This window comes from Acuticoccus sediminis (genome assembly GCF_003258595.1).
Taxonomy (GTDB): Bacteria; Pseudomonadota; Alphaproteobacteria; order Rhizobiales; family Amorphaceae; genus Acuticoccus; species Acuticoccus sediminis.
Window position 1 is genome coordinate 1 of record NZ_QHHQ01000006.1, and the last position, 20614, is coordinate 20614.

Here is a 20614-nt window from a genome sequence, read left to right on the forward strand (position 1 = left end):
CGGGGCCGCCCCGGCGCCGTCCACCGAGACGCCGGCGCCGGCGTCCGGGACGCCTGCCACGGCGGCCGGCGCAGCCGCGACCGAAGCGCCGGCCCCCGCGACGCCGCCCCCCGCTACGCCGGACCGTCCGGCGATCGCCGACTCCCCTCCGGCAGCGCCAGTCGGGACGCCTCCGGCGGCGACCGCGGACGCCCCGGCCCCGGCCCCGGCCCCGGCCCCGGCTGCGGCGGCCGAGACGGCCACGACCACTCCTGCCGCCGGTGCGGTGCCCGCGACCCCCGCAGCGACCGAAACACCAAGCCTGGCCGAGACGCCCGAGGACGTTGCGCCGCCGGTGCGCACGGTGGGGGTGCGCGAGATCGCGCCGCCGGCCGTCGAGACCGCGCCCGTCGAGAGCGCGCCCCTCCGGACCGGGCCGGGAGAGACCGGGCCGGGAGAGACCGCACCCGGCGAGAGCGTCGCGGGAGCGGGCGCCGGGCGCGAGCCGGATCAGTCGATCATGGCGCTCCCCGTGCCCGACCCGACACCCGACACGGCTCCGCCCACCGAGCCCGCCGTCGCCGACGATGCGGCGCCCGAAACGGTCGCGCCCGTCGCGGCCACCTCGCCGGAGGCCGACGAGGCCCCGGCCGGGACCGCCGTCGCCGCCGAACCGGCTCCCGCGCCGGACGCCGGGGCCGCACGCACCGAGCCCGCCCCGGAGGCGGCGCAGGAGTCCGGGCCCGCCGGCGATGTCGCCGCGGACGAACCCGCCCGGCCGCCGCTCGCGGAGACCGAAGCCGCGCCGTCGTCCGACGATGCCGAAACCGCCGCCGCGGCAGCGCCGCCGGCCGGGACCGACACGGACACGCCGGAAGCGGCCGCGCCCGATCTCGCCACGCAGGATCCGGCCGGACACGACGGGTCCGCGGCGAGCACCGCGGAGACGCAGGAGCCGGCCGGCGCGCTGCCCGGCGTCGCGCTCCCGGGTGCCGGCCTGCCGGGCGTTGCGCCGCCCGGACCATCGCCGGACGGAACCGGAGCGGCGGACGCTTCGCCGGAGCCCCGCAGCGCGCCCCCCGGAATCCGGCGCAGCGAGCCGGCGCCCGCGCTCGCCATGGACGTTCCCGAGGCCGCCGGCCAGGAGGACGGCGCCCGCCTGCGCGATCCGTTCGCGGCCGAGTTCGAAGAGGCCGCCACCCAGCGGTCCACGCCCGAGGAGCCCTACGGCCGCGAGGAGGACGCCATGTCGCGTCCCGTCGCCGTGGTGACGCGCTCCGCCCCCGCGACGACAGGGGAGTGGCCGGGCGATAATCTCGGCCCGTCGGAGCGACGTCCCGGGAACGAGCGCCGGGGCTTCCTGCCGATGCCCCTCGACACGCCGCCCATCGTCCCGCAGCAGGAGGGGCCGGGCGTCGTCGTGTCTTCGGCCTCGCCCTATTCCGGCTTCACCTCACAGATGGCGATCGACACGGCGAACGATCTCTCGCTGGCCGACTACGCCTACGGCGCCTACCAGCGCGGCCTCTACAGCACCGCCTTCCGTGTCGCCCTCAGGGCCGCCGCCGAGAACGAGCCGGCGGCCGCCGCGCTGATCGGCCGGCTCTATGAGGAGGCGAACGGCGTCAACCAGGACTTCGCCAAGGCGGCCGGCTGGTACGCGGTCGCCGCCGACCTCGGCTCGGCCGAGGCGCAGACCCGCCTCGCCGGGATGCTGCTGATGGGGCGGGGGGTGCCGAAGAACTCCGCCCGCGCGGCCGATGCCTTCGAGGCGGCGGCCAAGGAGGGCTCCGCCGATGCCGCGCACAGCCTCGCCCTGATGCTGATCAAGGGCGAGGGCCGGCAGGAGGACCCGGGAGACGCGTTCCGCTACATGCTCCAGGCCGCCGAGGGCGGCATCGCCGACGCGCAGTACGCCGTCGCGGTGATGTACGAGGACGGGCGCGGCACGGCGCCGAACGACGTCGAGGCGACGCGGTGGTACGGCCGCGCGGCCGAGAACGGCGACCCGGCGGCGATGCTCACCTACGCCACGCGCGTCTTCAACGGGATCGGCGCCGACCGGGACGAGGCGACCGCCGCCTACTATCTCGAGGCGACCGCGCGGCGCGGCCTGCCGACGGCGATGAACCGCTACGCGCGGGTGCTCGCCAACGGCCGCGGCGTGCAGCCCGATCCGGTCGAGGCGATCAAGTGGCACCTGATCGCCCGTCAGGCCGGTGTGTCGGACTTCTACCTCGACGGATACATGGGCGCGGCGGCGGCGAAAGATGTGGCCGAAGCGCGTCGGCGGGCCGCGGCCTTCATGGAGCGATAGCGCTCCGGCTTGCGGTTCGTCGCAGCCTGTGGTTTTCGGGGCGCGTACGCCCGCGGCGGGTGGGTCCTGTCGCGGCGGCCTCGGCCGGGCGGCGGTCCGGCTCCCGGCGCTCCCGCCCTTTCAGGAACGGTCATGAAGATCAACGGCAACGAAATTCGCCCCGGCAACGTGCTGGAGCATCAGAACTCCCTTTGGGCCGCTGTGAAGGTCCAGCACGTGAAACCGGGCAAGGGCGGCGCCTTCGCCCAGGTCGAGCTGAAGAACCTCCTCGACGGTCGCAAGCTCAACGAGCGCTTCCGCTCCGCCGACACCGTCGAGCGCGTGCGGCTGGAGCAGAAGGACTTCCAGTACCTCTACAAGCAAGGCGAGCAGCTCGTCTTCATGGACAACGACACCTACGAGCAGATGGAGCTGGCCGAGGACTTCGTCGGCGAACGCGCCGCGTTCCTGCAGGACGGGATGACCGTCACGGTGGAGATCTGGGAAGAGAAGCCGATCGGCATCACCCTGCCGCAGCACGTCACGCTGGAGATCACCGAGGCCGATGCCGTGGTGAAGGGGCAGACGCAGTCCTCGTCCTACAAGCCGGCGGTGCTCGAGAACGGCGTGAAGGTGATGGTTCCCCCGTTCATCGAGGCGGGCGAGAAGATCATCGTCGACACCGAAGAAATCGCCTACGTCCGCCGCGCGGACTGACCTGCCCGCGCCCGCCGCGTGAGCGCATTCCCGCCGCCCCGGGCGGCGGGGCCCGGCCAGCCGGTCCAGCGTGCCGCGCAGGCGCTGCACGGCGCGAGGCGGTTTGGCGACAGTGCCGGCCCCGGTCCGGAGCGTCATCCAGGGCCGCGCCCGTTCCGGCCGCAGCGATTGTGCCATGACTGATTTGCCTGTCGGTCGCGGCCCTGCGCCCTAAACTTTCCACGGCGTCACTGCATTGGGAGGTTGGGGCGCGGCGCCCCGCGATCTGAACCGGACATCGGCATCTATGACAGGCTTCATCAGCAACATGATCGTGGCAGGCACGCCCGGGACGTCCGGCGCAGCCAGGACGGTGTCCGCGCCGTCGGGGCAGCGCCCGTCCGGCGCGCCGTCCGCCGGTCTCCCCGCGGCAGCGGCCGGCGACGAGGTGGTGCCCGGCGTCGCGGCGAGCGCGGTGCCGGACGTCGCCGCGCTCGCGGTGACGCGCATTGCCGCCGCCCTTGCGAAGCCGCCGGAGCTTGTCCCGCAGCGGGAGCGGGACGGCGAGGAGCGCAAGCACGACGACCGGGAGCGCGAGCGGGTCGGCCCCTTCGGCCGGGCCAAGGAAGCCCGCTATACCGCCGGCCCCACCGTGCCGAGCGCGGTGCGCACCGAGGGCCTCAGCCTCGAGCTCAGGGAATATACCTCCTGGCACGGAGAGGCGGACGACGACTGAGCCATCCCCGCTCGTCCTGCGAGGGCCGGCAGCACCTGTCACGCGCCGATCCGGCCGGCTGCGCCGGCACCACCCGAGGCGGGCGTTGCGGGGCGGAAAATCCGAGCGCAATCAGGGCCGAGGGTGGCGCCCGGAGCTGCCGGCGGGTCCGCCTGGTGCCGAATTGCATGGCCCATCGAACCAAAAGACCGTTGATCTCGCCGCCGGTATGGCGCCATGGCAGTGGGGACAGGCCCGAGACGGGCCCCTTCCGGACACGCCCGAGACCAACGACAAGGATCCCATGGCCCGCTCAGCGCTTCTCAACGTGATGGTGGCCGCCGCCGACAAGGCCGGCCGCTCCCTCGCCCGGGACTTCGGGGAGGTCGAAAACCTTCAGGTGTCGCGAAAGGGGCCTGCGGACTTCGTCTCCAAGGCCGACATGCGGGCCGAGGAGATCGTCTACCGCGAATTGTCCAAGGCCCGCCCGTCCTACGGCTTCCTCATGGAGGAGCGCGGCACGGTCGAGGGCTCGGACGGACAGCACCGCTGGATCGTCGACCCGCTCGACGGGACGACCAACTTCCTGCACGGCGTGCCGATCTTCGCGGTGTCGATCGCGCTGGAACGTCAGGGCGAGCTGGTGGCGGGCGTCGTCTACAACCCGGTGATGGACGAGCTCTACGTCGCCGAGAAGGGCAACGGTGCGTTCATGAACGACCGGCGCCTGCGCGTGTCGGGTCGCACGGACCTCGCCGACTGCCTGATCGGCACGGGGCTTCCGTTCATGGGCCACGGCAACCAGGTACGCACGCTCTCGGAGCTGCAGCAGCTCTTCGGGCGCGTCGCGGGGATCCGGCGGCCGGGCGCGGCGGCGCTCGACCTCGCCTGGACGGCGGCGGGCCGCTACGACGGCTTCTGGGAGCACGACCTGAAGCCGTGGGACATGGCGGCGGGCATCGTCCTCATCCGCGAGGCGGGCGGCTTCGTCAGCGACGCCTCCGGGCGCGACAGGTTCTTCGAGACGGCGTCGGTCGTCGCGGGGAACGAGCAGGTGCACCGCTCGCTGCTGAAAATGGTGGATGCGGCGGGTCCCGCCAAAGCCGGCCCCCGCTCATAGGGCATTCAGCTTCAATTGCCATTAAGGTGTTGAGTGTCGGCGCGAGAGGTCGCGTCGAACACTCCCTGAGGTTTTGATGAACCTCGAACTCGGCTACAGCGAGGCCCTATGGCGCGCAATAAGGACCCTTATAAGCTGTCGACGCCGCAGGTGTACCTGTGGCGCATGGTTCTGTTCGTCATCCTGGTGGCGTTCCTGATCTTCATGCAGTTCGAGACCGTGACCGAGGCGTTCATGGCGAACCCGGTTCTCAACGGTCTCATCATCGCGGTCGGTGTGCTCGGTATCCTGCTGTCCGTCGTGATGGTGACGCGGCTCTTCCGCGAGATCGCCTGGGTGAACCGGTTCCGGACGGGGCAGCCGGCGCGCCGCCAGCCGGTGCTCCTGGCGCCGATGGCGACGCTGCTGCGGGACGGCGTGGACGAGACGGTGATGAGCGCGGTGACGATGCGGGCGATGCTCGACACCATCGGCACCCGCCTCGACGAGAAGCGCGACATCCTGCGCTATCTCATCGGCCTCCTGGTCTTCCTCGGCCTGCTCGGCACCTTCTACGGCCTGTTGCAGACGGTGGGCTCCGTCGGCGCGACGATCCAGTCGCTGGACGTCACGTCCGGCGATTCGGCCGTGATCTTCCAGAACCTCAAGTCCGGTCTGGAGGCGCCGCTGGTGGGCATGGGGACGGCGTTCTCGTCCTCGCTGTTCGGTCTGACGGGCTCGCTCGTCGTCGGTTTCCTGGACCTCCAGGCCGGCCAGGCCCAGAACCGCTTCTACACCGAGCTCGAGGACTGGCTCTCGACCCTGACCGACATCGTCGACGATCTCGAGGGGACGGGGGTGTCGCAGGCGGCGCTGGACCTGCACCATTCGGTACAGCGCCTGTCGGAGGTCATCGCCGCCTCGGGCTCGGGCGGGATGGACCGGCAGACCGCCAAGGCGCTCGGAACGCTCGCCGAGGGGATCCAGGCGATCGTGAAGAACACGCGGCGGGAGCAGAAGGTGCTGATCGACTGGGCCGAGGCGCAGGGAGCGCAGAACGAGCGCATCGAGGAGCTTCTGGTGCGTCTCAACCGGGCTCTCGAGGCGGACGAGCGCGCGTAGGCGCGCGGGCAACCTGAACGGGGGCGTCGATGCCGCTATCACAACGCCGCCGCCGCGAGCAGCGGGCCGACTACTGGCCGGGCTTCGTGGACGCGATGGCGACGCTGCTGCTCGTCATCATCTTCCTGCTGTCGCTGTTCATGCTGTCGCAGTTCTTCCTGAGCCAGGAACTGTCGGGGCGGGAATCGGCGCTGGCGCGCCTCAACGCGCAGATCGCCGAGCTTTCCGACCTCCTCGCGCTGGAGCGGGCCGGCAACACGCAGCAGGAGGACGAGGTCTCGGCGATGACGGCGAGCCTCAACGCGCTGAAGTCGCAGCGCGACCAGCTCCAGGGGATCGTCGCGGGCGGCGACGAGCAGGACGCGGCGTCCGACGCCGAGGTGACGCGGCTGCGCGACCAGCTCCAGGAGGAGCAGGCGCTCGGCGCCGACGCCCTGTCGCGGGTGGCGCTCCTCAACCAGCAGCTCCGGGGCCTGCGGCAGCAGATCGCCGCGCTGGAGGAGGCGCTGGAGGCGTCCGAGTCGCAGGGCAAGGAGAGCCAGACGCGGCTCGCCGACCTCGGCCGGCGCCTCAACGTGGCGCTGGCCGAGCGGGTGCAGATCCTCAACCGCTTCCGCTCCGACTTCTTCGGGCGGCTGCGCGAGATCCTGGCGGAGCGGTCGGGGATCGAGGTGGTCGGCGACCGCTTCGTGTTCCAGTCCGAGGTGCTGTTCCCGTCAGGCTCGGACGCGCTGAACCCGGCGGGCCGGGACGAGATGGCGACGCTCGCGCGGGAGCTGATCGAGCTCGACGGCGAGATCCCCGACGACATCGACTGGGTGCTGCGGGTGGACGGGCACACGGACAAGCGTCCGATATCGGGCGGCCGCTTCCGTTCCAACTGGGACCTTTCGGCCGCTCGAGCGATCTCGGTGGTGCAGTACCTGATCGAGCAGGGCGTTCCGCCGCAGCGCCTGGTGGCGGCCGGCTTCGGCGAGTTCAATCCGCTGGTCGACGAGGACACGCCGGAGGCCTACGAGCGCAACCGCCGCATCGAGCTCAAGCTGACCGAGCGCTGACGCCCGGCACCCCGCGGGCCCCTCCTGCGAGGCCCGAGGGATGCGGCCGGGTCAAGGGCGCGCGCAGCGCGGGCGAAGCCTTCACCCTTGACGCGGCCGCAGCCCGACCGAGGCTGGATCAGGTGTTCAGCTCAGTCGACCGCCACTTCGCGGTCGTCTGATCTGAACGCCTGCCCGCCGGCGAGGCGGGGGAGCGCGAGGGGGAACTCCCTCGCACTCGGCCTCTCATCGCGCCGCGACGCCGGCGGCGGGGCGGGGCGCCTCCGCCTTCAATGTTCAATGCCCGGCGATGTTCGAGAACACGTTGATCACCACGACGCCGGCGACGATGAGGCCGACCCCCGCGAGCGCTCCGGTATCGAGGGCCTGACCGAAGCGCAGCCACGCGATGAGCGAGATCAGGACGATCCCGAGCCCCGACCAGATGGCGTAGACGACGCCGGTGGGCAGGACCCGCATCGGCACCGAGAGGCAGGCGAAGCAGACCGTGTAGCCGACGACGGTGATGACGGTCGGCACGGCGCGGGTGAGGCTCCCGGACCGCGAGAGGGCGAGCGTCGCGATGACTTCGGCGACGATGGCGAGGGTGAGGAAGGCGTAGGCTTTGAACACCGGTCTGGCTGTGCCCCCGGGGAGGGGCGGCGTCAATCCTATCCCTCCGCCGGCTCGTCCTCGGGAGCGGCGGTCGCGGTGTTGTGGAACTGCAGCTTGGCGAGGCGGCGGTAGACGCCGTCGCGGGCGCTGAGTTCGGCGTGCGTGCCGGCGTCGACGACGGCGCCGTCCTCCATGACGAGAATGCGGTCGGCCTTCACGACGGTCGCCAGGCGGTGGGCGATGACGATGGTGGTGCGGTCGGCCATCAGGTGCTCGAGGGCGGCCTGGATGTGGGCCTCGCTCTCGGCGTCGAGGCTGGAGGTCGCCTCGTCGAGGAGGAGGAGCGGGGCGTCCTTCAGGATGGCGCGGGCGATGGCGATGCGCTGGCGCTGCCCCCCGGAGAGGGTGATGCCGCGCTCGCCGACGACGGTATCGTATCCCTCGGGCAGCGCCATCACGAAGCGGTCGACGTGCGCGGCGCGGGCGGCCTCGACGACTTCCCTGTCGGTGGCGTTCGGCCGGCCGAGGCGGATGTTGTCGGCGATGGAGGCGGCGAGGATGGTGGTGTCCTGCGGCACCAGCGCGATTCGCTCGCGCAGGGCGGCGAGGTCGGCGTGGCGGACGTCGACGCCGTCGAGCAGGACGGCGCCGTCGCCGACGTCGTAGGAGCGGCCGATCAGCTGGAAGATCGTCGTCTTCCCGGCGCCGGACGGTCCCACCAGGGCGACGGTCGCACCCGGCTCGACCATGAAGGACACACCGTTCAGGACCGGCCGGGCCGGCTCGGCGGGGTAGGCGAACGAGACGTTCTCGAAGCGGACCGCGCCCTTGGCCGGCTGCGGGAAGGGGACGGGGCTGGCGGGGCTCGCCACGTCCGGCTCCTCGGCGGCGAGGATCGAGAGGCGCTCGGCGGCACCGGCGGTCTGGGCGATGTCGCCCCAGACCTGGCTGAGCTCGCTGAGGGCGCCGGCGGCGAACACGGCATAGAGGACGAACTGGCTGAGGGCGCCGGCGGTGAGGTTCTCCCGCAGCACCTCCTGCGCGCCCATCCAGAGGACGCCGACGATGGCCGAGAAGACGATGAAGATGACGACGGCGGTCAGCACCGCGCGGGCCGCGGTGGCGCTCCTGGCGGCGCCGAAGGCCTCGAGGGCGCCCTTTCTGTAGTGGTCCGCGGTCCGGCGCTCGGCGCCGAAGGACTGGAGCATGCGGACCGAGCCGATCGCCTCGGTGGCGTAGGCGGAGATGGCGGCGATCTTGTCCTGCGCGGCGCGGGAGCGGCGGCGCACGCGGCGGCCGACGGCGACGAGCGGCAGCACCAGGACGGGGATCGCGGCGAGGGCGGTGGCCGAGAGGGTCGGGCTCGTCGCCACCATCATCGCCATCGCGCCGATGAACATGAGGAGGTTGCGAAGCGCGACCGAGGCGGACGAGCCGACCGCGGCCTTGATCTGCGTGGTGTCGGCGGTGAGGCGCGACACGATCTCGCCCGAGAGGGTGCGGTCGAAATAGCCGGGCGAGAGCGTCATGACGCGGGCGAAGACGTCGGAGCGGACATCGGCGACGACGCGTTCGCCGAGGGTCGTCACCAGGTAGAGGCGCGACGAAGAGGCGAGGGCGAGGGCGCCTGCGACGACGATCAGCATGGTGAAGTAGCTGTCGATCAGGCCGGCATTGTCGGGGCCGAAGCCGTGGTCGATCATGCGGCGGACGGCCATAGGCACCGCGAGGGTGGCGCCGGTGGCGGCCAGCATCGCCACGAATGCGGCGGCGAGGCGTCCCTTGTAGCGGAGCGCGTAGGGCCACAGGAACCTGAGCGGCGCGAGGCGCACGCGTTTCGATTCGGCGGCGGGGACGGAGGGCGATGCGGAGCGCGGCTTCATAGGTTTTCAGAACTCTTTGAAGCTTGAGAAGTCAATGCGTCGTGACGGCTTGCATGGAGCGGAGCGAAGGTTTAGATCCGTCCGGTTTCCCGGGATCGGCGAGAGTGGGCGGCGGCGCGACGTCAAGGCGTGCCCCGGACCGCGACGGCGTCCCGCCGCAACCGAACGAGGCGAGGCATGAAAAAGGATCTTCACCCGGATTATCATCCGGTCACCGTCGTGATGACGGACGGCAGCGAGTTTGTGACGCGGTCTTGCGCGGGCAGCGCTGGCGACCGTATCGCGCTCGACATCGACCCGCGCACGCACCCGGCGTGGACCGGCGGTCAGCAGACGCTGCTCGACCGTGGCGGCCGCATCTCCCGCTTCAAGAGCAAGTTCAAGGGCATTCCGGGCGCGTAATCGCGCCGGGCTTGCGGGCGCTCCGGCGTCCGGCCTCGCGGGGGCGCTTCGGCGCCCCTTTTTCGCACGCGCGTGCCGGCGAGTCGGCACCCGCGTCGCCCTGAACCCATCCAAACCGGGACGGAGTCGCCCGCTGGTGGCCGGCAGGCCGCTTCGCCGCGACGGGATCTTAGAGACGACGTCCCCGGGATGACCCGGCGGGCGCGCTTCGTCGTGGGCGCCGCGCAAGGGGGCAGCGCCGCCCCGTGAGCACCCTGCGCCCGAAGGCGCGGGCGCAAACCGGACGCTTCGGCGCTCCCTAGATCAGCACCATGTCCCCTGAGATCCCGCCGTCGGCGACGCCGACGAGGAAGACCCGGGCGCCGTCGAGCTGGATCACCGTGCCGTTGTCCTCGACCGTCAGCGCCGCCGCGACGTCGGCGAAGGAGCCGAGGCCGAACTGCGTCAGGTCCAGTGTGTCGGCCGGGGTAAAGTCGGTGATCGTCGCGCGGCCGTCGTCCAGGGTGACGACGAACGTGTCCGCGCCCGCGCCGCCGGTCAGCGTGTCCGGGCCGAGGCTACCGGTGAGCGTGTCGTTCCCGGCGCCGCCGTCGAGAACGTCGAAGCCGAGGCCGCCGAAGAGGACATCGTCCCCCTTGCCGCCCGACAGGACGTTGTCGCCGCGGTTCCCCTCGATGACGTTGTCCGCCCGCGAACCCTCGGCATCGAGGTGACGGCGGCCGAAGAGCGAGACGTTCTCGACGAAGGCGTGATCGCGCAGCGCGACGTCCACCCGGCTGGTGCGGATCGTGTCGATGCCGCCGCCACGGGCCTCGTGCGTCTCGTCGCCCGCGTCGTCGAGGATGTAGATGTCGTCGCCCTTGCCGCCGGTCATGACGTCGGCTCCGGCGCCGCCGTTGAGCCGGTTGGCCGCGCTGTTGCCGATGATCGTGTCGTCGCCCGAGCCGCCGATCGCGTTCTCGATGACGACCCCGTTGGCGATCGTGAAGCCGCCATGGACATCGCCGGCGTGGCTGACGAAGCCGCCGCCGCCCTCCGCGGCGCGCAGCGTGGCCGCGCGCAGGTCGATGACGGCCGCCTGGTCGCCCTCGTGGATGATCGTGTCGAGGCCGTCGACGTCCCAGATCGCCGCGTAGCCGGTGCCGGGCCCGTTCTCGGCGGGGAGCACATAGCTCGTGCGGCCGGCCCCGGTGGCGAGGTTCGCGCCGTACTTCTCCTGGATGACCGCGATGTCGATCGGGGAGGGGGTGAGGTTCCAGCCGTAGGCGCGGCTGTCGGAGGAGCCGGCCGGCGCCTCGGGCCACCCGTCGTTGTAGGTCATCACGGTGTAGACGCCCTGGTCGAGCCCGGGACCGGGGCCGATCGAGGGCATGACGGTCGACCCGCTGCTGGCGTCGAACGGGTGGGCGAGGCCGAGGCCGTGGCCGAACTCGTGCAGGAAGATCGTGAACGTGTAGGCGCCCGCGTCGAGGAGCCCGCCGTTGGGGCCGCTCCAGTTGAAGCCGGCGTTGAACCAGGCGAGCCCGGCGGCGTCGCCGTAGGACGGGTCGGGCGGGTTCATGAACGCGAGGGAGCCGGCGGGAGCGGCGGACTTGGTGAGCCTGAAGTCCGCCTCGTCCGGGTCGGTCGTGACGCGGAAGGAGAGGTCGGCGTAGGTCGAGTAGGTATCGAGCGCGGCCATCACCTGCGCCTTCTCGTACTTCGACCAGGTGCCGATGCTGGTGACGAAGTCGATCGTCTCGCCGTCTGCGGCGAAATAGACGGCGACGTCGCCGGAGGGCAGGGTGAAGGCCGTGTCGATGGCGGAGAGGACGGGGTTGGTCTCGGAAGGCATCGCGCGCTCGCTTAACTTGACGCATCAAGTCTATTTCACGCTGCCAACCCCGTCGCAAGTATCGCGCGCCGGGATCCGGTTCGGAGGATCGGGCGCGACGCTTGCCGGATCGAAAAAAAGCTCGCCCGGCGTGTGGGCCGGGCGAGCTGGTCGGTCGGTCGGGGCGCCTTTCGCGGCGCCGCCGGATCAGGCGTCGGTCTTGCGGTTCTGCCGGTTCTCGATCAGGTCGTCGACCACCTGCGGCTCGGCGAGCGTGGAGGTGTCGCCCAGCGCGCCGAAGTCGTCCTCGGCGATCTTGCGCAGGATGCGGCGCATGATCTTGCCGGAACGGGTCTTCGGCAGGCCCGGGGCGAACTGGATGAGGTCCGGCTTGGCGATCGGCCCGATCTCGGAGCGCACCCAGTTCTGGAGCTCGGTGCGGAGCGCCTCGGTCGGCTCGCGGTCGGCCATCAGGGTGACGTAGCAGTAGATGCCCTGGCCCTTGAGGTCGTGCGGGTAGCCGACCACGGCGGCCTCCGACACCGCTTCATGCGCCACCAGCGCCGACTCGATCTCTGCGGTGCCCATGCGGTGGCCGGACACGTTGAGCACGTCGTCGACGCGGCCGGTGATCCAGTAGTAGCCGTCCTCGTCCCGCCGGCAGCCGTCGCCGGTGAAGTAGGTGCCGGGATACTGCTGGAAGTACGTGTCCATGAAGCGCTGGTGGTCGCCCCAGACGGTGCGCATCTGGCCCGGCCAGGAGTCCTTGATCACCAGCACGCCCTCGGCCTTGCCGCTGAGCTCCTCGCCGGTGCCGGGGTCGAGCACGGCCGGCTGCACGCCGAAGAAGGGCGTCGTCGCCGAGCCCGGCTTCATCGGCGTCGCGCCGGGGAGGTTGGTGATGAGGTGGCCGCCGGTCTCGGTCTGCCACCAGGTGTCGACGACGGGGCAGCGCTTGTCGCCCACGACCTCGTAGTACCAGCGCCAGGCCTCCGGGTTGATGGGCTCGCCCACGGTCCCGAGGATCCTGAGCGAGGAGCGGTCGTGCTTCTTCACGATCTCCTCGCCCTTGCCCATCAGGGCGCGGATGGCGGTCGGCGCGGTGTAGAAGGTGTTGACCTTGTGCTTGGCGACGACGGACCAGAAGCGGCCGGCGTCCGGGTAGGTCGGAACGCCCTCGAACATCAGCGAGATGGCCCCGTTCGCGAGGGGGCCGTAGACGATGTAGGTGTGTCCCGTGACCCAGCCGACGTCGGCGGTGCACCAGTAGACCTCGCCCGGCTTGTAGTCGAACGTGATCTGGTGGGTCATCGCCGCGAAGACGAGGTAGCCGCCGGTGGTGTGGACGACGCCCTTCGGCTTGCCGGTGGACCCGGAGGTGTAGAGGACGAAGAGCGGGTCTTCCGCGTTCATCTCCGTCGGCGGGCACTCGGCCGGGACGCCGGCCTCCATCTCGTCGAGCCACGAATCGCGGTCCGCGGACCAGGCGATGTCCTGACCGGTACGCTTCACCACGAGGCACTTCACGCTGGCGGCGCAGTGCTTCAGTGCGGTGTCGGCGTTGGCCTTGAGGTTGGTGACGCGGCCGCCGCGGGGGGCGCCGTCGGCGGTGATGACGAGTTTCGCCTCGCAGTCGTTGATGCGGTTGGCGAGGCTGTCGGGCGAGAAGCCGGCGAAGACCACCGAGTGGATGGCGCCGATCCGCGCGCAGGCGAGCATCGCGTAGGCCGCCTCGGGGATCATCGGCAGGTAGATCACGACGCGGTCGCCCTTGCCGACGCCGAGCGCCTTCAGGACGTTGGCGAACTTGCACACGCGCTCGTACACCTGCCGGTAGGTGATGTGCTGCGCCTCGGCGTTCGGATCGTCCGGCTCGAAGAGGATCGCGGTCTGGTCGCCGCGCTCCGCGAGGTGCCGGTCGAGGCAGTTGGCCGAGGCGTTGAGGGTGCCGTCCTCGAACCATTTGATGGACACGCTGCCGTACGTGTAGTCGACGTTGCGAACGGTCTTGAACGGCTTGATCCAGTCGATTCGCCGGCCCTCCTGCGCCCAGAAGGCGTCCGGGTTCTCGACCGAAGCGGCATACATCTCCTCGTACTTGGCCTTGTCGATGTAGGCGGCGGAGGCGATGGAGGCCGGAACTGGAATAATATCGCTCATGAGCGTTTCCTCGTCATCGTTTGGTGGGCCCGCAACGGACCGCGCCGCCCCAGGCTTCTGTTGCGAGGGTTATGGCGTCGCCGGGGCAGCGTCCACAACGCCTGCGCGAGGATCGGGCCGGCGCGGGGAATGATTGCGTAAAGACACGCCGCCGTCTTGCGAATTCTGGTAAATATTTGACCCCTTGAGGGATGAACGTCTCGGGGCTGCGACAGTTTCGGGCACCTCCCGCCGGCCTTGCCGTCCGCGCGTCGGGACACGCGCACGTTATGGCGTGTTTCGTGCTCTTATGGTTCAAACGAGCCTTCCGACGTTTGGAGCCACTGATGCCTATCGTGAACCGTTTTGCGGATCTCGCCGACGAGATCGCCGCCTGGCGCCGTGACCTGCACGAGAACCCGGAGCTCGGCTACGATACGACGCGGACCGCGGCGGTGGTCGCCGAGCGCCTCAGGGAGTTCGGCTGCGACGAGGTGGCGACCGGGATCGGCCGGACCGGTGTCGTCGGCGTGATCAGGGGGAGCGGCTCCGGGCCGACTATCGGACTGCGGGCCGACATGGACGCGCTGCCGATCCTGGAGAAGACCGGCAAGGACTGGACCTCCCGGGTGGACGGCAAGATGCACGCCTGCGGCCACGACGGGCACACCGCGATGCTCCTCGGCGCCGCGAAGTACCTCGCCGAGACGCGCAGGTTCGACGGCACCGTCGTGCTGATCTTCCAGCCGGCCGAGGAGGGGGGCGGCGGCGCCAAGGCGATGATCGACGACGGCCTGCTCACCCGCTTCAACGTCGACCGCGTCTTCGGGCTGCACAACTGGCCGGGCAAGCCCGTGGGCACCTTCCTCGTCCGCCCCGGCGCGCTGATGGCCTCGGCCGACCGCTTCACCATCGCCATCGAGGGGCTCGGCGGCCACGCGGCCAAGCCGCACCTGTCGCACGACCCCATCGTGGCGGGCTCGGCGATCGTGACGGCGGTGCAGTCGATCGTCGGCCGCAACGTGGACCCGGCGGACTCGGCCGTCGTCTCGGTGACGACGTTCCATGCCGGCACCGCCGACAACATCATCCCGCAGACGGCGACGCTGACCGGGACCGTGCGCACCCTCAAGGCGCCGGTGCGCGACCTCGTCGAGGCGCGGCTCGGCGCCGTGGTCGAGCAGGTGGGGGCGGCCTACGGCGTCAAGGCGACGCTGCACTACCGCCGCGACTACCCCGTCCTCGTCAACCACGAGGAGGATACCCAGTTCGTGGGCGACATCGCCGCGAAGATCGTCGGCGAGGCCAACGTCGACCGCGACGCCACGCCGACCATGGGTGGCGAGGACTTCGCCTTCATGCTGGAGGAGCGTCCCGGTGCGTTCATTTTCGCCGGTGTGGGCGAGAATGTCGCGAATCTTCACAATGAAAATTACGATTTCAACGATGAGTTGATACCGGTGGGCTGTTCCTACTGGACACAACTGGTAGAAACTGCACTCGCGCGGGCAAGTTAAGGCTCAGGTGCGCCATCGCGGCGCTTGTCTGACGGCCCGCGATGAGTGAGAGCCATTGAGAACGGCGCGGACCCCCATTCGGAGGCGGGTCCGTGCCGCCCACGGAGGACGGTGTGGATACGGTCAAGTTCAAGCAAATGGCGGAGGGGGACCGCGAGGACTACCTCTTCCTCGAGGAGCATGAGCGGGCCGCCGCATCCGGTGTCGCCACGCGCCTTTTCGAGGGGCTGAAGGCTCTGGACAGCGCCGAGTCCGGATACCGCGTCTCCCGCCTCGAGCATTCGATCCAGTCCGCCACGCGCGCCTACCGGGACGGAGCCGACGACGACTGGATCGTCGCGACGCTGCTGCACGACATGGGCGACGTCTATGCGCCCTATAATCACGACGAGTTCGCCGCGTCGGTGATCCGCCCCTACGTGCGCGAGCAGTGCACCTGGGTGGTCGCGCACCACGGCCTCTTCCAGCGCTATTATTACGCGCACCACTTCGGCGGCGACCGGAACGCGCGCAAGCGTCACGAGGGCCACCCCTTCTACGACGACGCGGTCCTGTTCTGCGAGCGGTGGGACCAGGCCTCGTTCGATCCGGAGTACGAGAGCCTCCCGCTCGACACCTTCTGGCCGATCACCGAGGCCGTCTTCGCGCGCGAGCCGTACCATCCGCGCGTGATCGCGTCCGGGACGCGGGTGCCGCTGGTCGATCCGGTCAACGCCGCGCGCCGCCGCTCGCGCGATGCGGACGCCGAGGCGGCCAAGGCGAAGGGCAAGCGCTGATGTCGGGCGGCGCCTGCCCGCGGGACGGCGCCGGTCCGGCCCTCTCATCGGGATGGGAGCAACGGCCATCGTCGACCGGCTTCTGATTCGCCGCAGAACGGTGATGGTCGCGGCCTCGGCGGTCGCGGGTGTCGACCCGGCGCCGATCGGCCACAACGGCGGCCCGCCGCTGGAGCACCGGCCGCCGTGGGGCGAGCATCTCGGCACCTTCTTCGCGTGGCGCGCGGCCTACCGGAAGCAGCGCGCGCCGGTCTCCCGCGCGGCGATGGAGATTCGCCTGCGCAACGCGGCGGCGCTCGGCCTCACCTACGACGAGTACGCGCGCGAGATCGCCGAGCGCGGCCGCCATCTCCATGCCGAGGATGCCGACCGCGTCGCCGAGATCAAGGCTGCGCGCGGCCGGCCCGCCGCCGGTTCGCCGCGCGAGCCGTCCGCCGCATCGGGAGCCTTGCCCGGAAAGGAGCTGCGGCGCCGCTCCGGGCGGCCGGATCCGGGCGGCAACTGACCGCCGGATCCGCCGTCCGGTCCTGCACGATATTTCTATTCAGCCGACGAGCCGCGGTCGTTTCGGGCCGGGCGCCGTCGTCAGGCGGGCCCGCAGGGCGGTTCCGCGCATGACTGATAGTCAGCGGCCCCCGAACCTCCGGTCGGCCCCGGGCAAGCACGGTGTGGCACCGTGGCAACATCCAGAGCCGACCGCATCAGGCGGTCACGGGTGACGATGACTGTCAACGAAACCACACGCGGTCCGGATGCGGTGGACGCATCGCGGGGATGGGCGACAGGGGAGGCCGCGGGCGCGGCCGGTGTCGCCGGTGGGAGGGGCTCAGCCCGCCTCGGTCGCTGGCTGGAAGCGGGTGACGATCGCCGCGAGGTCGGGGCGGTCGCGGTCGGAGGGTGTGAATTCGGGCGTCCCGATGTGGATAAAGCCCGCGACATTTTCATCCGGTCCGATTCCGAGCCCGGCCAGCACGTCACGGTCATAGGCGAACCAGCCGCTCAACCACTGCGCGCCGAAGCCGAAGGCGTGCGCGGCGTGGATGAGATTGAGGCAAACCGCCCCGGCAGACAGGATCTGCTCCCATTCCGGGATCTTCACGTGCGGCCCGGCGGTGCTGACCACGGCTACAACCAGAGGGGCCCGCGTCAGGCGCTGGCGCTCCTCCTCGAGGTCGCGTTTCACATCCGAGGATGCGGCAATCCGCGCGATCAGTTCGCCCGCCGCCTCTCGCGCCTCGCCCTCGAATACAATAAAGCGCCATGGCGCGAGCTTGCCGTGGTCCGGAACGCGCGCGGCGATCGTGAGCATCTGATCAAGCGTCGCCTGGTCGGGGCCGGGAGAGCCGAGAAAGTTCGCCGCCGTCGTTCGACGCGTTGCCAAATAGTCACGCAGCCCGTGCATTCCATCCACTCCTGACAAGTTCTGAGCGCTTTACACTCAATGGTCGGTCATCGTTGCAATAAGGTATCAACCACGTCAGAGGTTAACAGGTGCGGGCCAACCGCACTTCGCCGGGCCTTTGTGTGTCGTGCTGTTGCCTGGCGGGCTATTCGAGCGATCGAGGGACGCGTGATGAAACGTTGGACAGCAACAGCGATTATCGCACTCAGCACTGTCCCCTGCGTTGCGAACGCCACTGTCCCCGTACCGAAGCCCCACCCGTTCCGAGCGACTGCCGCCAACCCCGACCCCCAGTCCGCCATCGCCGAGCTCATGGGCGGGGGTGACTACCGAGGCTCCTCCCAGATCGCGGCCTACGCCCCCTCCACCCCGACCCGGGCCGAGCTTCGGCCGGACGTGGGTGGCGAAGTCGCCCTCTATCTCGTCGGCAAGCTGGCGGAGAAGTCCGGGCCGATCGGATCCGGTGTCACCTGGCGCGTCTATCGCGACCAACCCACCGCCTCGGGCCAGCTTCCGCTGGTCGAGAAGGCGAGCGGCGGCGACCTCGAGCTCCGCCTTCAGCCGGGCCGCTACGTGGTCCACGCGAGCTACGGCCGCGCCGCCGTCACCCGGACCATCGACCTCTACAAGCCGGTGACCTCCGAGACGCTCGTGCTGAACGCCGGCGGCCTGCAGCTCGCCGCGGTGCTCGACGAGAGCAACCAGCCGGTCTCCAAGGACACCGAATTCCAGCTCTACATGGTGGCCGACGACGACCGCGTCCTCCTCGGCGACATCCGCGCCGGCGCCATCGCCCGCCTCCCGGCCGGGACGTACCACGTGGTGAGCCGCTACGGCGGCATCAACGCGGTCCGCAGCGCCGACGTCACCGTCGACGCGGGCAAGCTGACCCGCGTATCGCTGCGCCACTCGGCCGGCAAGGTCCGCCTCAAGCTGGTGCGCGACACCGGCGGCGAAGCCCTCGCCAACACGTCGTGGACGGTCTACTCCGACGACGGCCAGCCCATTTACGAGCGCGTCGGCGCCCACGCCAACATCACGCTCGCCGCCGGCAACTACGAGGTCGTCGCACACCACCGCGACACCGAGTTCCGCCGCTCCTTCACGGTCAAGTCCGGCGACGAATCCGACGTCGTCGTCCAGGCGACGCGCCTCTAGCGGGCGCACTCCACGACGTCCGACCCGACCCGGCCGCGCCGTTCCGCGCGCAGCCCATGCGCCTCGGCGCACTTGCGGGAACGGGCGACATTCCCCCACGTCGACCCATCCGCCGCTGCAAAAGACGCTTGCGATACCCCTGTTTCGGGATGATCGTCACGCTGGTGCGTTGATCAGCGGACGGCGGGTGTTGATCGTGAAGCTGCCTTCGGGCAGCGTGCAGACCGATACCGCACCGGGCGCGATCGCCGGGTGAACGGTCCAAACTCCAGGAGATTCCGGTGAAAAAGACCGAGATGGCCAAGCTCGAGGCCTATATGCGTCGTGTGTTCGGCAACGACACGCTCAGCGTCAGGCCGCAGGTGAAGAAGGACGACTCGGCCGAGGTGTACGTCAGGGAAGAGTTCATCGGCGTGCTGTACCGCGACGAGGACGAAGGCGAGCTGTCGTGGAACTTCACGATGGCCATCCTCGAAATGGACATCGAGGACGCCGCCTGATGCCCCTCTACCGGCTCGACGGCATCGAGCCGGACATCCACCCCGACACCTGGATCGCTCCGACGGCGGTGCTCATCGGCCGCGTGCGGCTGCTCGCGGGCGCCTCGGTCTGGTACGGCGCGGTCCTGCGGGGGGACAACGAGTGGATCGAGGTCGGCGAGAATTCCAACGTCCAGGATCTCGCCTGCTGCCACACCTCGATGGGCGCGCCGCTGACGCTGGGGCCGGAGGTGACCATCGGCCACAAGGTCATGCTCCACGGGTGCACCGTGGGTAGGGGCGCGCTGATCGGCATGAACGCCGTCGTGCTCGACCATGCGGTCATCGGCGACCATGCCCTGGTGGGGGCGCAGGCCCTCGTGCCGGAGCGCAAGGTGGTGCCGGAGCGCACCATGGCGCTCGGCGCGCCGGCCAAGCCCGTGCGGACCCTCTCGGACGAGGAGGTCACGCGCCAGCTCGGCTCGGCGGCGGGCTACGCGGCGAACTGGCGGCGCTTTGCCGCCGGTTGCGAACCGGTATGACCGACCCACTTCTAGTGCCATGACCCCATACGCCGCGGCCGAGGCCGCCAGCCCGCGCCCGGCATGAGCCACATTCCCCGCATCCCGCAGCAGCCGGACGAGGAGCCGACGCGCGCCTGGCGCCACCGGGCCGCGCCGCCGTCGTCCGAGGGGCTGCAGCCGGGATCCGGCAACGGCCACCCGCCCCACCCGGATCCCTACGGCGAGCCCCGTCGGCCGCCGCGCGAGCCTGCTTTCATGCTGCCCGGCTCGGTGGTGGCGATGGTGGCGATCATCGCGGTCGTCCAGTTCGCCCGCTCGATGGTGAGCCAGCAGCAGGACCTCCTGGTGCAGCTCTGGTTCGCCTTCATCCCGGCCCGCTACGCCGACACCTTCTTCCCCTTCCCGGGCGGCCTCGGCGCGGACGCGTGGACCTTCGTGACCTACGCGCTGCTGCACGGCTCGTGGGTGCACCTCCTCACCAACACCGTCTGGCTGGTGGCGTTCGGCAGCGCCGTGGCGCGCCGCTTCGGACCGCTGCGGTTCTGGCTGTTCTCGGCGGCGGCGGCCGCGGGCGGAGCCGCGCTGCACCTCGCGCTCCACTTCGGCGACCCGATCCCGGTGGTCGGCGCCTCGGCCGCCATTGCGGGACAGATGGCCGCAGCCGCGCGCTTCGTGTTCGATTCGCACGGTCCGCTGGTGCTGCGGCGCGGCGGCGACGACAGCGCCTTCCGCCGGCCGGCGACGAGCCTCGTCGACACGTTCCGGAACCGCAGCGCGCTGCTGTTCATCGTCATCTGGTTCGGCATCAACCTGGCCGTCGGGATCGGCAGCTCGGTGTCCGGCGGGGTGGCCATCGCCTGGGAAGCGCACATCGGCGGCTTCCTCGTCGGCCTCCTATTGTTCCGATTTTTCGATCCGGTACCGCCACGTTGATCTGACTAGTCACAACCTTAAAATTGTGT

At 70.5% G+C, this 20614-nt stretch carries 19 protein-coding genes; 14 read left to right on the top strand and 5 right to left on the bottom strand.

Features of this window, described 5'->3' with window-relative positions; genetic code table 11:
• The 6 genes from DLJ53_RS24005 to DLJ53_RS24030 all read left to right on the top strand — a co-directional run.
• The coding region (locus DLJ53_RS24005; RefSeq protein WP_211100672.1) for an SEL1-like repeat protein at nt 1-2296 on the top strand (2296 nt) is incomplete at its 5' end.
• Nucleotides 2297-2428: 132 nt separating this feature from the next.
• On the top strand, nt 2429-2992 hold the full coding sequence (gene efp / locus DLJ53_RS24010; RefSeq protein ID WP_111349983.1) for an elongation factor P: 564 nt from the start codon (nt 2429-2431) through the stop codon (nt 2990-2992).
• A gap of 286 nt (nt 2993-3278) precedes the next feature.
• Nucleotides 3279-3707, top strand: a complete 429-nt coding sequence (locus DLJ53_RS24015; protein WP_111349985.1) for a hypothetical protein — start codon at nt 3279-3281, stop codon at nt 3705-3707.
• A 283-nt stretch (nt 3708-3990) separates the two neighbouring features.
• Nucleotides 3991-4806 carry an inositol monophosphatase family protein gene (locus DLJ53_RS24020; protein WP_111349987.1) on the top strand — a complete coding sequence of 272 codons (816 nt, stop codon included), beginning with the start codon at nt 3991-3993 and terminating at the stop codon, nt 4804-4806.
• Nucleotides 4807-4914: 108 nt separating this feature from the next.
• A complete protein-coding gene (locus DLJ53_RS24025) occupies nt 4915-5907 on the top strand; it encodes a flagellar motor protein MotA (protein ID WP_111349989.1) in 993 nt (330 codons plus the stop codon).
• Nucleotides 5908-5936: 29 nt separating this feature from the next.
• Complete coding sequence (locus DLJ53_RS24030) at nt 5937-6965, top strand: peptidoglycan -binding protein (protein ID WP_111349991.1); 1029 nt, start codon at nt 5937-5939, stop codon at nt 6963-6965.
• Between the two features lie 276 nt (nt 6966-7241).
• Here the strand turns inward: DLJ53_RS24030 and DLJ53_RS24035 are convergent, their stop codons facing one another.
• Nucleotides 7242-7577 (bottom strand): DMT family transporter, encoded by a 336-nt coding sequence (locus DLJ53_RS24035; RefSeq protein ID WP_111349993.1) that lies wholly within the window; start codon nt 7575-7577, stop codon nt 7242-7244.
• 38 nt (nt 7578-7615) lie between these two features.
• The gene (locus DLJ53_RS24040; RefSeq protein WP_111349995.1) at nt 7616-9442 is read right to left on the bottom strand and encodes an ABC transporter transmembrane domain-containing protein; all 1827 of its coding nucleotides are present in this window, start codon (nt 9440-9442) and stop codon (nt 7616-7618) included.
• A 177-nt stretch (nt 9443-9619) separates the two neighbouring features.
• On the opposite strand from DLJ53_RS24040, the gene rpmE reads away from it, so the two are divergent.
• Nucleotides 9620-9844, top strand: coding sequence for a 50S ribosomal protein L31 (rpmE, locus tag DLJ53_RS24045; RefSeq protein WP_111349997.1), 225 nt, complete (start codon nt 9620-9622; stop codon nt 9842-9844).
• Nucleotides 9845-10142: 298 nt separating this feature from the next.
• Here the strand turns inward: rpmE and DLJ53_RS24050 are convergent, their stop codons facing one another.
• On the bottom strand, nt 10143-11678 hold the full coding sequence (locus DLJ53_RS24050) for a M10 family metallopeptidase C-terminal domain-containing protein (protein WP_111349999.1): 1536 nt from the start codon (nt 11676-11678) through the stop codon (nt 10143-10145).
• 186 nt (nt 11679-11864) lie between these two features.
• Nucleotides 11865-13817, bottom strand: a complete 1953-nt coding sequence (gene acs, locus DLJ53_RS24055) for an acetate--CoA ligase (protein WP_111350001.1) — start codon at nt 13815-13817, stop codon at nt 11865-11867.
• A gap of 326 nt (nt 13818-14143) precedes the next feature.
• Here acs and DLJ53_RS24060 point away from each other — a divergent pair, with 326 nt between their 5' ends.
• The 3 genes from DLJ53_RS24060 to DLJ53_RS24070 all read left to right on the top strand — a co-directional run bounded on the left by DLJ53_RS24060 (nt 14144) and on the right by DLJ53_RS24070 (nt 16594).
• Nucleotides 14144-15313 (top strand): M20 aminoacylase family protein, encoded by a 1170-nt coding sequence (locus DLJ53_RS24060; RefSeq protein WP_111350003.1) that lies wholly within the window; start codon nt 14144-14146, stop codon nt 15311-15313.
• Between the two features lie 113 nt (nt 15314-15426).
• The gene (locus DLJ53_RS24065) at nt 15427-16089 is read left to right on the top strand and encodes an HD domain-containing protein (RefSeq protein ID WP_111350005.1); all 663 of its coding nucleotides are present in this window, start codon (nt 15427-15429) and stop codon (nt 16087-16089) included.
• Between the two features lie 103 nt (nt 16090-16192).
• Complete coding sequence (locus DLJ53_RS24070; RefSeq protein ID WP_202913334.1) at nt 16193-16594, top strand: hypothetical protein; 402 nt, start codon at nt 16193-16195, stop codon at nt 16592-16594.
• Nucleotides 16595-16915: 321 nt separating this feature from the next.
• Here the strand turns inward: DLJ53_RS24070 and DLJ53_RS24075 are convergent, their stop codons facing one another.
• Nucleotides 16916-17491 carry a nitroreductase family protein gene (locus DLJ53_RS24075; RefSeq protein ID WP_111350006.1) on the bottom strand — a complete coding sequence of 192 codons (576 nt, stop codon included), beginning with the start codon at nt 17489-17491 and terminating at the stop codon, nt 16916-16918.
• Between the two features lie 312 nt (nt 17492-17803).
• Here DLJ53_RS24075 and DLJ53_RS24080 point away from each other — a divergent pair, with 312 nt between their 5' ends.
• The 4 genes from DLJ53_RS24080 (at nt 17804) to DLJ53_RS24095 (ending at nt 20585) form a co-directional block, all read left to right on the top strand.
• Entirely contained in the window at nt 17804-18649 is an 846-nt protein-coding gene (locus tag DLJ53_RS24080; protein ID WP_111350008.1) for a hypothetical protein, read from the top strand.
• Between the two features lie 281 nt (nt 18650-18930).
• Entirely contained in the window at nt 18931-19149 is a 219-nt protein-coding gene (locus DLJ53_RS24085; protein WP_111350010.1) for a DUF3126 family protein, read from the top strand.
• On the top strand, nt 19149-19670 hold the full coding sequence (locus DLJ53_RS24090; RefSeq protein WP_111350012.1) for a gamma carbonic anhydrase family protein: 522 nt from the start codon (nt 19149-19151) through the stop codon (nt 19668-19670). The genes DLJ53_RS24085 and DLJ53_RS24090 overlap by 1 nt, the downstream gene beginning before the upstream one ends.
• A gap of 63 nt (nt 19671-19733) precedes the next feature.
• Nucleotides 19734-20585, top strand: coding sequence for a rhomboid family intramembrane serine protease (locus DLJ53_RS24095; protein WP_146620078.1), 852 nt, complete (start codon nt 19734-19736; stop codon nt 20583-20585).
• Nucleotides 20586-20614 lie beyond the last annotated feature (29 nt).